At 50.3% G+C, this 14463-nt stretch carries 13 protein-coding genes; 4 read left to right on the forward strand and 9 right to left on the reverse strand.

Translation table 11 applies throughout. From position 1 onward, the window contains the following. The first annotated feature begins 7 nt into the window (after positions 1-7). The 4 genes from purQ to grxD are packed head-to-tail and all read left to right on the forward strand — an operon-like array spanning position 8 to position 3603. Positions 8-712, forward strand: a complete 705-nt coding sequence (gene purQ, locus SAR116_RS03455; protein WP_013045542.1) for a phosphoribosylformylglycinamidine synthase subunit PurQ — start codon at positions 8-10, stop codon at positions 710-712. After that, complete coding sequence (gene purL, locus SAR116_RS03460; protein WP_013045543.1) at positions 709-2916, forward strand: phosphoribosylformylglycinamidine synthase subunit PurL; 2208 nt, start codon at positions 709-711, stop codon at positions 2914-2916. The genes purQ and purL overlap by 4 nt, the downstream gene beginning before the upstream one ends. A gap of 52 nt (positions 2917-2968) precedes the next feature. Next, positions 2969-3208, forward strand: a complete 240-nt coding sequence (locus SAR116_RS03465) for a BolA family protein (protein ID WP_013045544.1) — start codon at positions 2969-2971, stop codon at positions 3206-3208. A 56-nt stretch (positions 3209-3264) separates the two neighbouring features. Further along, on the forward strand, positions 3265-3603 hold the full coding sequence (grxD, locus tag SAR116_RS03470; protein WP_013045545.1) for a Grx4 family monothiol glutaredoxin: 339 nt from the start codon (positions 3265-3267) through the stop codon (positions 3601-3603). 19 nt (positions 3604-3622) lie between these two features. Here grxD and SAR116_RS03475 read toward each other — a convergent pair whose 3' ends face one another. From SAR116_RS03475 to SAR116_RS03515, 9 genes are all read right to left on the reverse strand, one after another. After that, on the reverse strand, positions 3623-4000 hold the full coding sequence (locus SAR116_RS03475) for an antibiotic biosynthesis monooxygenase family protein (protein WP_013045546.1): 378 nt from the start codon (positions 3998-4000) through the stop codon (positions 3623-3625). A gap of 125 nt (positions 4001-4125) precedes the next feature. Then, positions 4126-4752 carry a 30S ribosomal protein S4 gene (gene rpsD, locus SAR116_RS03480; RefSeq protein ID WP_013045547.1) on the reverse strand — a complete coding sequence of 209 codons (627 nt, stop codon included), beginning with the start codon at positions 4750-4752 and terminating at the stop codon, positions 4126-4128. Positions 4753-4868: 116 nt separating this feature from the next. After that, the gene (locus SAR116_RS03485) at positions 4869-5639 is read right to left on the reverse strand and encodes an RNA methyltransferase (RefSeq protein WP_013045548.1); all 771 of its coding nucleotides are present in this window, start codon (positions 5637-5639) and stop codon (positions 4869-4871) included. A 38-nt stretch (positions 5640-5677) separates the two neighbouring features. Then, positions 5678-7282, reverse strand: a complete 1605-nt coding sequence (cimA, locus tag SAR116_RS03490; protein WP_013045549.1) for a citramalate synthase — start codon at positions 7280-7282, stop codon at positions 5678-5680. Positions 7283-7368: 86 nt separating this feature from the next. Then, positions 7369-8766: a cysteine--tRNA ligase gene (gene cysS / locus SAR116_RS03495; RefSeq protein WP_013045550.1), complete on the reverse strand. Its 1398-nt coding sequence runs from the start codon at positions 8764-8766 to the stop codon at positions 7369-7371. Further along, the gene (gene gltX, locus SAR116_RS03500; RefSeq protein ID WP_013045551.1) at positions 8763-10103 is read right to left on the reverse strand and encodes a glutamate--tRNA ligase; all 1341 of its coding nucleotides are present in this window, start codon (positions 10101-10103) and stop codon (positions 8763-8765) included. The genes cysS and gltX overlap by 4 nt, the downstream gene beginning before the upstream one ends. A 53-nt stretch (positions 10104-10156) precedes the next feature. Beyond that, a complete protein-coding gene (locus tag SAR116_RS03505; protein WP_013045552.1) occupies positions 10157-11842 on the reverse strand; it encodes an NAD+ synthase in 1686 nt (561 codons plus the stop codon). A gap of 10 nt (positions 11843-11852) precedes the next feature. After that, complete coding sequence (locus SAR116_RS03510; protein ID WP_013045553.1) at positions 11853-12989, reverse strand: nicotinate phosphoribosyltransferase; 1137 nt, start codon at positions 12987-12989, stop codon at positions 11853-11855. Positions 12990-13029: 40 nt separating this feature from the next. Beyond that, positions 13030-14409, reverse strand: a complete 1380-nt coding sequence (locus SAR116_RS03515; RefSeq protein ID WP_013045554.1) for a class II 3-deoxy-7-phosphoheptulonate synthase — start codon at positions 14407-14409, stop codon at positions 13030-13032. Positions 14410-14463 lie beyond the last annotated feature (54 nt).

A 14463-nucleotide genomic window follows, 5' to 3' on the forward strand; every position in this document is an offset into this window, starting at 1 on the left:
CGATAGCATGAGCATGTCAGCAATGCGCGTTGTAATCGCCGTTTTTCCTGGATCAAATTGTGACCGCGACATGATGGTCGCCATGGAACAATTAACAGGTCGCCGTCCCCAGCTTGTCTGGCACAAGGAAAGCACCCTCGATCCAGTTGATCTGATTATCATTCCAGGCGGATTTTCATTTGGTGATTATCTGCGCTGTGGTGCTTTGGCAGGACGCTCGCCTGTCATGGATGCGGTGATGGATCATGCCGCCAGAGGCGGGGCTGTGCTTGGTGTGTGCAACGGATTTCAGGTGTTAACCGAAACCGGCATGTTGCCTGGCGTTCTACTGCGCAATGCTGGCCTGAATTATGTCTGCCGTGACACCCGCATAAAGGTTGCTGAAACAATCACCTCTCCCTTTACCAGCGGTCTGGCTGCCGGCTCGGAACTGACCATTCCGGTTGCTCATAATGAAGGTAACTATTTTGCCAGCGACGATGATCTGGCAAAACTCGAAGATAATGGCCAGATAGCCTTTACCTATATTGAAAGCGATATTCATGGCCCCGCAAATCCTAATGGCGCAGCCCGGGATATTGCAGGCATCGTATCTGCCAACGGACGTGTAATGGGCATGATGCCGCATCCCGAACGCGCTATGTCTCCGGCATTGGGGGGCAGTGATGGGGCTTTACTCCTATCAGCATGTCTGGAGGCATTGGCATCATGACTATGGATAACGACATGATGAATTTCGAACATGCCGCCTCGATGGGTCTATCCGAAGATGAATGGCAACTGATCAATAAGCGCCTAGGGCGCGTTCCAAATTTATGTGAACTTGGCATTTTTTCGGCGATGTGGTCTGAACATTGTTCGTATAAATCGTCAAAACGCTGGCTTAAAACTCTGCCTGTAGATGGCCCGCATGTTATTGAAGGCCCTGGCGAAAATGCCGGTGTCGTTGCCATTGGTGACGGGCTGGCGGCGGTTTTTAAAATTGAAAGTCATAATCACCCCTCCTTTATCGAGCCCTATCAGGGCGCAGCAACAGGTGTTGGTGGTATTTTACGTGATGTCTTTACCATGGGTGCCCGGCCGGTTGCATTGTTGAACGCCTTGCGCTTTGGCGCGGCAGATCATGAAAAAACGCGGCATTTGCTTAGCGGTGTGGTTTTGGGCATCGGCGGCTATGGCAATTGCATAGGTATTCCGACCGTAGGTGGCGAAGTCAATTTTGATCCATCCTATAATGGTAATATTTTGGTCAATGCAATGGCCGTTGGCCTGGCCAATAGCGACCGGATTTTCCGATCCGCCGCAACGGGTGCTGGTAATCCGGTTATTTATGTTGGCGCCAAAACAGGGCGTGATGGCATTCATGGTGCGACAATGGCATCAACCGAATTTTCCGATGAAACCGAATCCAAGCGACCAACGGTACAGGTGGGTGATCCCTTCACTGGCAAATTACTGATGGAGGCGTGCTTGGAACTGATGGCATCGGACTCGGTGCTGTCGATTCAGGATATGGGCGCTGCTGGCCTGACTTCATCTTCGGTTGAAATGGCGTCAAAAGGTGGTCTTGGCATGGAGATTGATCTTGATCTGGTGCCCGCACGTGAAGAACAGATGAGCGCCTATGAACTCATGTTATCTGAATCTCAGGAACGTATGCTGATGGTGCTTAAACCTGATGCAACAGATGTGGCGCGGGCTATTTTTGACAAATGGGATCTCGATTTTATGCCGATTGGTCAGGTGACCGATACAGGCCGTCTTGTGCTTCTCAAAGATGGCGGTACTGCCTGTGATATTCCCATTGCACCATTGGTTGATGACGCGCCGGAATATGATCGTCCGCAAGCTGATGTGCCCCCTCGCCCTGTTATCAAATCGGGTGATATTGTAGAAACCGGACGTATCAGCGATATTCTGCGATTGCTCATGGGCACAAGTGACCTTGCCAGCCGACGCTGGATTTACGAACAGTATGACAGTCAGGTGATGGCAGATACAATGGCAGGGCCTGGCGGTGACGCAGGGCTTATTCGCGTCCATGGTACAAATCGAGGTCTTGCCATGACCACTGATTGCACACCACGCTATGTCGAAGCCGACCCAAAAACGGGCGGCGCACAGGCGGTTGCAGAAGCCTATCGCAATATCACAGCGATTGGTGCAACCCCTCTGGCCATTACCAATAACCTGAACTTTGGCAATCCTGAAAAGCCTGAAATCATGGCGCAATTAGCGCAGTCGGTTGTCGGTATGGGCGAAGCCGCAAAGCGTCTTGATACGCCTGTCGTGTCTGGTAATGTGTCACTATATAATGAAACCGACGGCGTTGCCATCCAGCCTTGCCCAGTTATTGGCATGGTTGGCGTGATTGATGATGTCGATAGGGCGATTGGAAGCCGTTTTACCACCGCCGGTCAGGATGTTGTTTTGCTGGGTCACAGCAATGATGGTGATGGATGGCTTGGCATGTCACTTTATGCCCGCCATGTCGCCAATCGCAAAGATGGCGCCCCACCGCCTGTTGATCTTGATGCCGAACGCAGACATGGTGACTTTTTACGCGGTCAGATTTTAGACGGCACGGTGAGTGCAGCTCATGACATAAGTGATGGTGGTCTGGCGGTTGCGCTTGTTGAAATGGCCATGCAGTCGTCTATTGGCGTTGACGTGGATATGCCAGACACAGCCCATTGCCATGGCTGGGCTTTTGGTGAAGATCAAGCCCGCTATCTTGTCACCCTCACAGATGCCACCAACTTTATCACTGCGGCTAGGGCGGCGGACGTTCCAGCCCAAAAAATAGGTACAACAAATGCCTCAGGTGAATTGAAATTTGGCACTGACGATGCCATATCTCAGATAGAGCTAGAAAAAATATGTGAATCGGTCATTCCGGATCTGATGAAAAACTAGTATTAGCTGGGGTTTCATATGAAACCTTCGGCAAATAGCAAAGGAGCAAGCCATGGCTATGCAAGCAAGCGAAATAGAAGCCCTTATCAAAGCTGCTTTCCCTGATGCTGTCATTACTATTGAAGATTTACGTGGCGATGGTGATCATTACGCTTGTCAGGTTGTTTCCAGCGCGTTTGAAGGTAAAAACCGGGTGCAACAGCATCAAATGGTTTATAAAGCCCTAGGCGGCCGAATGGGCGGTGAATTGCATGCCCTTGCTTTACAAACCTCGGCACCAACCAGCCAGTAAGTTAAGATTTTGCAGAATAAATGGCGAATACCGCCTGTCCAATCAAGGAGTGAAACATGCTAGACGCAGCAACCAAAGAACGTATTGACGCCGATATCGCCAGCGAGGACGTGGTGTTGTTCATGAAGGGCACGCCTGTATTTCCACAATGTGGATTTTCTGCTGCTGTCGTTGGTGTACTAAGTCATCTTGGGGTAAAATTCCGAGGCATCAACGTACTCGAAGATGATGCGATCCGTGAAGGCATTAAAGCCTATTCAGATTGGCCAACAATCCCCCAGCTATACGTAAAGCGGGAATTTGTGGGTGGCTGCGACATTATCCGGGAAATGTATGAAACAGGCGAACTGACCGAAATGCTTCAGACGCACGGCATTGACGCGCATCCCGCCTAATCAAAGGCACCGCGCATAATCAAATAGCTGTATCAGCAAAAAATGCATGATCGTCGGCCACTTCGGCGATCCGCACCCTGTACCATTGGTAAAACTCCTGCCGCCCCATCTCCTGCGCGATAAGATGTTCACTATTTTCGCGCCAGGCACGTATCGCGTCACGATCACGCCAATATGAGACAGTAATACCAAGCCCATCATCACCACGCACTGACTCAACCCCCAGAAATCCTGGTTGTTGTTGCGCGAGATGCATCATTCGATCACTTGTGATCTCATATATGTCATCGCCGCTAAGACTTCGCTGGGCGGTAAAAACCACAGCAAAATATGGCTTTGGCCAGTTTACCTTTTTATTTTCCGTCACATCTTCGCCCATCACAACTTCACCTGTCATATATGTTGCTCCAGCCATATATGTGATCATTTATGTCAGGCTACAATTTTACACAAAAAAGGGTAGCCGTAAAATAGCTACCCTTTACATGATCTTGAACCTGACGCCTAAACACGCCAGAGATGTTAGCGGGAGTAATACTCGACCACTAGATTTGGTTCCATCTGGACTGGATAAGGCACCTCATCCAATGTTGGAATACGAATGAACTTCGCTGTGAATTTATCATGATTCACGTCAACATATTCCGGCACATCGCGTTCAACTGATGCAATGGCATCAAGCACGGCTGGGATTGTTTTCGCTTTTTCTTTCAGCGCAATTTCATCACCTGGCTTCAGCATGACAGACGCGATATTACAACGCTTGCCGTTGAGCATGATATGACCATGGTTGATAATCTGACGGGCTGCAAACACTGTTGGCACCATCTTTGAACGATACAGGATCGCATCAAGGCGACATTCCAGAATACCGATAAGATTCTGGCCAGTATCACCTTTACCACGGGCAGCTGCCTGATAATATTTCTTGAACTGCTTCTCGCCGATATTGCCGTAATAGCCTTTCAGCTTCTGCTTGGCCATCAACTGCACACCAAAGTCAGTTGGCTTTTTACGGCGCTGACCATGCTGGCCGGGGCCATATTCACGAGCATTTACTGGAGATTTAGGACGACCCCAGAGGTTTACACCTAGACGGCGGTCAATTTTATGTTTAGCGGAATGCCGCTTATGATCTGATTTTGCCATTTTTGGCTCCTTTGTTGCCCCGGTAGGGTCTTTCGACCGGCATCACACCCCGCTGGTGTAATCCACGTTCCCGAGAATGGCGCAAACTAGCCATTCACATAGCTTTTGTCAACCATCTATCGATCACGCCGCTTGCTAGTCAAAGCCTGAATAATACCATGTAATGTGCCTATTTCCTGACGGCTTGGCGTGGCGCGATTTATCAATGCACGAATATTGCGTTTTACAGCTGGTGCCATCTCTGTTGACGAAAAAAAACCACTATCATCTAATGCGTTTTCAAGCCGCTGGAAAAAATAATCGCGTTCTTTTATGGGGGCATCATCATCGTCAGCAGAATCGTCGCTCGGCTCTGAGCGATCATCATCTCCGATGTCAGATAATGCGGCCACACGCCACTCCCAAGCCAGTAGCAACACCGCCTGGGCCAGATTGAGTGATGGGTAAGCCGGATTTAAAGCCGCTGACACCGCCACATCGGCAAGCACAACCTCGTTATTATCAAGTCCCGATGCCTCTGGGCCAAACAGTAAGGCGACGCGCCCCTTTTTGGCTTTTTGAACCAGCTCACTGCCAATCGCACGAGGCTCACTGGCACGGATAGGCATATCACGTTGGCGCGCTGTTGCCGCCGCCATAAAGCAAATATCATGCGTAGCGTCGGCTAACGTATCAAAAACCTGTGCCGTCTCAATAATAGATTTGCCACCCGCCGCCATCGGCAAGGCAACCGGATTAGGCCAGCCATCACGCGGTTTTACAATGCGCAGGTCACGTAAACCACAATTCATCATGGCGCGCGCTGTTGCCCCGATATTTTCAGCCATTTGTGGACGTGCCAGTATCACCACCGGGCACTCATCCATCGGTATCAGATCATTCATCATCAATTCCGCATTAAGCGTTTCTGGGGTTGCATCACAACCTAGGGTGCTGGCACATTATCATGCACCAGTTTCCAGATCATCCCATCGCCAAGTGCCGCAACCGAGGCATCAATGATATTGGTTGATAGGCCAACCGTGCGCCAAGTGGTTCCGTCTGGCACACGAAATTCAATCAGCACACGGGTGATCGCACCTGTACCAGCCAGATCATCATTCGCATCAAGAATGCGTACTTTATAGTCAACAAGCTCGACATCAGCCAGAGTTGGATAAGCTGATACCAATGCCTTGCGCATTGCCGTATCGACAGCATTGACCGGCCCGTTACCCACTGCGGCTTCATGATGTGTATCCGCGCCCACCACGATTGTTGCGGTTGCTTCGGATTCAACGACCAAATCACCTTTGGCGTTAAAGCGCCGTTCATCCATGACCCGAAAACGGCCAATTGAGAAATAATCACTTGGCTCACCCAGCATCCGCCGGGCTAGCAATTCAAAGCTGGCTTCTGCCGAGTCAAATGCCCAGCCCTCAAATTCCTTTTCCTTGACCACTGCGATCAGACGGTCAAGACGCGGATCCTTTGGGTCAACCTCAATACCAAATTCGGCAAACCGCGCCAGCATATTTGACCGGCCTGCCTGATCCGACACCAGATAATGGCGCTCATTGCCCACTGTTTCTGGCGCTACATGTTCGTAAGTTCTGGGATCCTTTTGCGCGGCTGAGGCATGAAGCCCTCCCTTATGCGCAAAAGCCGCCGCACCAACATAAGGCGCATGTGCATTCGGCGCACGATTCAATCGCTCATCCAGCATCCGCGACAACGCCATTAGTTTTGGCAATTTATCTTTTGGAATGCCTGTTTCAAATTCGGTTTTCAGCACCAGAGATGGTATCAAGGAAATCAGGTCTGCATTGCCGCACCGTTCCCCAAGCCCGTTGATTGTGCCTTGCACCTGTCGCGCCCCCGCCCGAATCGCTGCTAGCGAATTTGCAACCGCCACACCAGCATCATTATGACAATGAATACCCAACGCCACGTCAGGACAAGCCTGTTTAACCGCGCTGACAATCTCAAAAACGTCATCCGGCAACGTACCACCATTAGTGTCACATAATACAACCCAGCTAGCCCCGCCAGCATGTGCGGCTTTCACGCAATCAAGCGCAAAAGCCGGATTGGATTTATACCCATCAAAGAAATGCTCACAATCAAACATCGCTTCGCGCCCGCGTGCCTTGGCGGCGGCAATTGACTGGCTGATCATATCTAGATTTTCTTCAAAGGTAATATTAAGCGCTGTTTTGACGTGAAAATCCCATGTTTTACCAACCAGACAGGCCGCCGGAACATCAGCGTCAATTACGGCATTCAATCCAGGATCATTGGCGGTGCTTCGGCCACCACGACGGGTCATGCCAAAGGCAACCATCTTGGCGTTTTTGAGCTTTGGGGGGCTGGCAAAAAAGGCATCATCGGTTGGGTTTGCACCCGGCCAGCCACCTTCGACATAATCGATACCGATATCGTCAAGCGCCGTGGCAATCGCAATCTTATCCGCATGCGAAAAATCAACGCCGCGGGTCTGGCCACCATCGCGCAATGTTGTATCAAAAAGCCAAATTCTCTCGCCACTCATATGGGCATCTCCCTTTGGACACTATAGATGGCACAATGGCACATCACTAACCTTGCTCAGTATCTAGCAAATGACTACCAGAATTGCTAGCCACGCCGCCAGATTGTCCCCTCAGCCGTATCTTCAAGATGTATGCCATCTGCCGCCAGTTCGTCACGAATTCTGTCTGCTTCGGCAAAATCACGACGGTTTCGGGCGACATTGCGCGCGGCTATCTTGGCGTCAATATCACTATTATCCACCTCTAATTGTGCAGATGAAGTGGGTTCACGAGTCATGCTTGATGATAAATCTTTTATCTCACCTTTACCCCAGGCATCACCAGTCTGTCCCAGCAAACCCATTACCTCAGCGCTTGATTTCAGGGCAATGGCCGCCGCCGCATCGCCTTTATTGGCCAGCCGTGCCAGTTCATGCAGACGCGCCATAGCTGCTGGCGTGTTCAAATCATCGCATAGACAATCCAGAAACGCCGCGTCCACTTTCGTTTCATCAGCCGCCACATCACCAACGGCACGGTATAGTCGATCAAGGCTATTACGCGCGTCAAACGCCGCATGATCCGAAAAATCAAGTGGCGCACGATAATGCGCTGATAACAGTATATAGCGCACAACTTCACCACGGTGTTTGGCGACAGCATCAGCGACTGTCACAAAATGGCCAGTTGATTTCGACATGGTTTCGCCTTCGACAGTGACAAAGCCATTATGAAGCCAATAATTAGCCATTTTATCGGTATTATGCGCACAGCAGGATTGCGCGATTTCATTTTCATGATGTGGAAAAATCAGATCAAGGCCGCCAGCATGGATATCGAACACCTCGCCAAGATAGAATTTAGACATTGCCGAACATTCAATATGCCACCCGGGACGCCCACGTCCCCACGGGCTATCCCAACCGGGTTGGGCTTGTGAGCTAGGCTTCCATAGAATGAAATCAGACGCATCGCGCTTATAAGGTGCGACTTCAACACGGGCACCCGCAATCATATCATCCATGCTACGGCGCGACAGGCCACCATAGGTTGGCATTTGTTTCACGTGAAACAAAACATGCCCTTCAGCTTCATAGGCAAACCCATTCGCAATCAGCGTTTTGATCATCGCCACCATACCATCAATATGTTTGGTCGCGCGCGGTTCAGCATCGGGAGCTTTGGTCAGCAGGCTTTCGGTATCCGCGTGAAAGCTTTTGATCGTATCAGCGCATAATGTAGCGATACTCATATTACGTTCATCAGCGCGTGCGATGATCTTATCGTCAACATCGGTGATATTGCGGACATAGGTAACCGTGCCATATTGGCGGCGTAGCAAACGAACCAGCACGTCAAATACGACGATTGGTCGTGCATTACCCACATGAATACGATCATAAACTGTTGGACCACAGGCATATATGCCTATATGCGCCGGATCAAGCGGTACAAATTCATCTTTTTGCCGGGTCAGCGTATTATAGAGTTTTAAGCCACTCACGCGCGCTTCCCCTGCAACCGTGCAATGACGCGATCACGCCCCATAAAAGCTAGCAAAGGCGCAATTTCAGGCCCTTTGGCCTGGCCAGTCAGTGCCAATCGAAGCGGCATAAATAGACCCTTACCCTTGGCACCTGTTTCGGCGGCAATAGCCTTTGTCCAGTCCGACCAAATGCTGGCAGACAGATCACCATCAGGCAACAGATGTGCCGCCGCTGTTGTGACATCTGGCGCATCCATGACTGGCGTGATCGGCGCTGTACATATCTGCCACCAGTCAGCCGCATCACCTACAATGCGAACATTACCTCTAACCGTTTCCCAGAAATCGGCACCCCCGCCTACGCCAAGGGAATCGAGCCTGTCCGCAACCCTGTCAAAATCGAGTTCCTGCACAATACGCGCATTCACCGCATCAAGCTCAGCTGGATCAAATTTGGCTGTCGCCCGTCCAAAACGGCTGATATCAAACCCCTCAATAACAGCGGCCATATCATTTTGCGGCACAACCGAATCAGCCGTCCCAATACGTGCCAATAGGCTGGCGATCGCCTCAGGTTCTAATCCGTTAGCGCGTAATTCATTAATAGACAGACTTCCCAAACGCTTTGACAAGCCCTCGCCATCGGCACCAGCAAGCAATGCCACATGACCCATTGTTGGTGCGCTAGCGCCCAACGCCTCAAATAATTGTATTTGGGCAGCCGAATTGGTCACATGGTCTTCCCCGCGCAAGATATGTGTTATGCCATGATCAATATCATCAACCACCGATGCCAATGTATAGATCACCCGGCCATCTTCACGCATCAGCACCGGATCCGACAGGCTGGACATGTGATAGGCAACATCGCCACGCACTTTGTCATGCCAGCGCACCTCAGTGTCATTCAGCAAAAAGCGCCAATGTGGTTTACGCCCTTCAGCTTCGAATTTGGCCTTGGCTTCGTCAGTCAGCTTCAAGCCTGCCCGGTCATAGACAGGTGGGCGCCCCGCACCAAGCTGGGCTTTGCGTTTTAGCGATAATTCTTCGGGGCTTTCATAGCAAGCATAGGCGCGCCCTTTGGCGACCAGATCTGCCAGCGCGTCATCATAGCGCAAAAGCCGGTTAGACTGACGGTCTTCGGACGCCCATGTCATGCCCATCCATGTAAGGTCAACACGGATTGACTCTTCGAACGCTGCTGTTGATCTTTCATCATCGGTATCATCAATACGCAACATAAAATGCCCATCAAATTTGCGGGCAAATAGATAATTGACCAAAGCTGTGCGTAAATTCCCAACATGCAAGTTACCTGTCGGGCTTGGCGCAAAACGAACCTTTATCGCACTCATTTTATCTCCTGGTCACGCTACTGCGTTGTCAATTTGGTTTAGACCCTGCCTGCCTACTTCATAGACGTTTTTAGGGGGCTAAATCCAGACGTTAATGGTAAACGGCGATCACGGCCAAAGGCAATTGATGTCATCTTTGGTCCTGGCGCCGCCTGAAATCGTTTAAATTCGGCACGAAACAGAAGCTGGCTTGCCTGGGCAACTTCTTTAATGTCATAGCCCTGTGCAACGATAGCATCAATGTCAGCTGCGTCTTCGGTCAGCGCCTGCATAATGGCATCAAGTCGTTCATAAGGTGGCAATGAGTCGGTATCTTTCTGATCTGGACGCAATTCGGCGGATGGTGGCTTGTCGATAATGCGTTTTGGAATGACTTCACCTTCAGGCCCTGCCGCGCCACGAGGTAGATTTGCATTACGCCAATGGCATAGGTCAAAGACCTGTACCTTCCAGACATCCTTGATTGGGGCAAAGCCGCCACACATATCGCCATATAGCGTAGAGTAGCCAGCGGCATATTCGGATTTATTGCCGGTTGCCATGACCATCGCACCGTTTTTATTTGAAATTCCCATCAAGATTGTACCGCGCAATCGAGACTGAATGTTTTCTTCGGCAATATCCGGATCCTTGCCCGCAAATTGATCAGCCAGCATTTCGTCCATTGCCGCCATCGCTGGCCCGATTGAAATGGTATCAAGGCGCATACCAAAACGGCTGGCAAGATCAGCAGCATCCTCAAGGCTTTCATCACTGGTATAAGGTGACGGCATCATCACCGCATGAACAGCATCAGCACCAAGCGCATCGGCGGCAATGGCGGCAACCAACGCCGAGTCAATACCGCCTGACAAGCCAAGCACAACACCGGGAAATCCATTTTTCTGCACATAATCACGGACACCCAGCATCAAGCCACGATAGATTGCGGCCAGATCTTCGTCGGGCGGGGTAATCTGGCCAGTTAAAGATAGGGCACCAAAATCAGATTTGACTTGCACCTGAACCACAGCCTGAGAAAAGCTAGGTAAATGGGTAGCAAGATTACCATCTGCATTAAGGGCAAATGACCCACCATCGAACACCAGTTCATCCTGACCGCCAATTAGATTAACATATAAAAGCGGCAAAGATGACTCGATTGTCCGGCTGACGGCATGCGCCATTCGCTGATCATTTTTACGGCTATCAAAAGGCGACGCATTCAGCGATACGATCATATCGGCACCAGATTCCTGCAGACATTCTACGACATCAGGCGTCCATATATCTTCACAAACAGGTAAACCAAGTTTTAAGCCACGTACCAGCACGGGCCCAGGCATTGCACCAGCCGTGAAATTTCGTTTATCGTCAAAAACGCCGTAATTCGGTAAATTGACCTTGTCACGCCGACCGATAATTTTACCGTCATCAAGAACAAATACCGAATTGTAGATACGGACGACATCGCCATCCTGTTCCCGATAAGGGGCACCAACAATGATCGCCGCACCGCCATCAGCGGTTACCTGTGTCAGACGGGCAATCCCTGCGGCAACTTCGTGCATAAAGTCACTGCGCAGGACAAGGTCATCACACGGATATCCAGACAAAAACATTTCTGGCGTCACAATGATATCCGCACCGCCAGCATTGGCTTTTTCACGGGCATCAATCAGACATTCTACATTGGCGGCTATATTGCCCAGATGAGAATTCAACTGTGCAAGCGCAATCGAGATGGGTTTATCAATCATAATACTGTTTCTATTTACGAATTAAGAATTCCCGACCCACTTTTACCCGCGCCTGTTTATCATAGGCGATAATATCAGCGGTCGCATAGGTTTCAGACCATATTTGGGGCAGAAACGAGCCTGTACCAATTAAATTAAGGGGTGCTTTTGCCAATGAAAACACACGACATTTATCAGGGCCAAAGCCGCTTGAAGCAACAATTTTTACATTTTCAAATCCATGTGAATCAAGCGTTTCACGAAGGTGCCAGACCGATGCTGCACTGACGCCCGTACCCATCAAATTCTTGAGTTCGGCATCACTTCGATATCCGCGGATTGCTTCGGGCACATTCCGCTCAAGCACGGCATATGAGGTCTGCGTATCCAGCCCTTCGACGTAACGGCCACCATGCGTATCAAGACGGATCGACAAAGCACCTGATTTTGCCATATCCTTGAAATGGTTTGCTACCTCAAGCGCATCAGTGATTTCATTGCCAAAGTAATCAACCAGAACTGTTAATGGTGCATCCGGGATTGTTTCATGAAATAATTGTGCCGCCCGCAAGGTTGATCCGGCATATCCAATCAGAGCATGGGGCATAGTGCCCATACCTTTTTCGGTACCAAAGAAATGCGCTGTGGCATCTGCTGCACACCCGATAAACCCAACGGCGCCTGTTTTGGCCTTGGCTTTTGTCGAACCAACCGATGCGCCATACGCCATTAATTCAGCCATTTCCGAACCTGCACAATGGCGTGCATCCATTGCCAAAAACCCGACATACGGCAGTTCAATGCACATATTGTAGGCGTTGTAAGCTGCTACACAGCTTGGCCCCAAACGTTGCAAGAATATTGTTTCCAGATCGACCAGTGCTGAAAATGGGCCACTGATATAGCAAATTGGCTCACCTGCACCTATCCATGCGCCTTCGGCATATAGTTTTTCGATCTGTAACGTGACACCCCGGCTTTCGGCCATCGCTTCAAGCCAGTCAAACGCCAATTTTCCAGCCAGTGTGACAGGTCGGCGCATAAATACAGCATAGGTCACATCGCAATCGCCATGGGTCTGTACGATATTGCGCGTATGTCTGAAATAGGTATCCGTCAAGCTAGGCTGAGCGCTTGGCGTGGGCCCTGTACTGGCAAATTTTGACATCATGTCTCCCCGCTATCCGCAACGATGACGCGTGAAACACTTAGACGGCTTGCGACAATTCAGCCTGTCCACCACGGCGACGTTTCATCAAGTCGGCAATAAGGAACGCAAGCTCCAGCGCCTGTGCACCATTCAAACGTGGATCGCAATGCGTATGATAACGATCCCCCAAACGCGCCTCAGTTACATCGACAACACCGCCAACACATTCGGTCACATTCTGTCCTGTCATTTCGAAATGTACGCCACCCGGATAGGTGCCAACTTCGTCATGCGCATCAAAAAATCCACGCACTTCAGACATAACATCATCAACCCGTCGGGTCTTATAACCGCTTGATGCCTTGATGGTATTACCGTGCATCGGATCACAGCACCAGACCACATGCGCACCATGATTTTGCACGGCTTTGAGCAATGGTGGCAAACCAGCACGCACCTTGTCAGCGCCCATGCGGGCAATCAAAGTTAATCGACCCGGAATATTGTCTGGATTCAGCACATCGATCAGACGCAATAATTCATCTGGATCAAGGCTTGGCCCGCATTTCAATCCGATTGGATTCGAAATGCCACGCATATATTCAACATGCGCGCCGTCAGGCTGGCGAGTACGGTCACCTATCCAGACCATATGCGCCGATGTCGAATACCAACCCTGTTCATCAGTGATCGTATCACGGCGCGTCATTGCCTCTTCATAGCCCAGCAACAACGCTTCATGACTTGTATAGAGTTCGGTTTCGGCCAACGGCCGCGCGGTCGCAGAGGTGATTCCACAGGCCTTCATGAAAGCAAGAGATTCTTCAATGCGCTCGGCAAGCGCTTCAAATTTTGCAGTTTCAGGCGCATCACGCAGAAAATCTGTAACCCAGCTATGCACCTTATTCAGATCAGCAAGACCACCTTGGGCAAAAGCACGAAGAAGATTGAGCGTGGCGGCGGATTGTTCATAAACGCGCAACAGCCGCTTTGGATCGGGCACGCGTTCCTTTTCGGTAAAGCCCATAGCATTGACCATGTCACCACGGTAGCTTGGCAGTTCGACACCATCAATGATTTCAGTTGGTGCCGATCGCGGCTTGGCAAATTGTCCTGCCATCCGGCCAATTTTCACAACAGGCATTGAAGCACCGAAAGTCAGAACCACTGCCATCTGCAACAACACTTTAAAGCTGTCACGGATATTATTGGCTGAAAATTCAGCAAAGCTTTCGGCACAGTCACCACCTTGCAAAAGAAAGGCACGCCCTTCGGCGACATCGCCAAGACGATCACGCAAGCTTTGCGCTTCACCAGCAAATACAAGCGGCGGCATAGCCGAAAGTTTTTTCTCGACCATCTGTACCTTATCGGCATCGGGATATTCGGGCACCTGCAAAATAGGGTGCGAGCGCCAGCTAGTTGGCTGCCATTCCATAATTTCTGATCCTCTTTTGCACTACGAAAGGTCGAAAGTGCATTTTTGATGTTT

This window comes from Candidatus Puniceispirillum marinum IMCC1322 (assembly GCF_000024465.1).
Taxonomy (GTDB): Bacteria; Pseudomonadota; Alphaproteobacteria; order Puniceispirillales; family Puniceispirillaceae; genus Puniceispirillum; species Puniceispirillum marinum.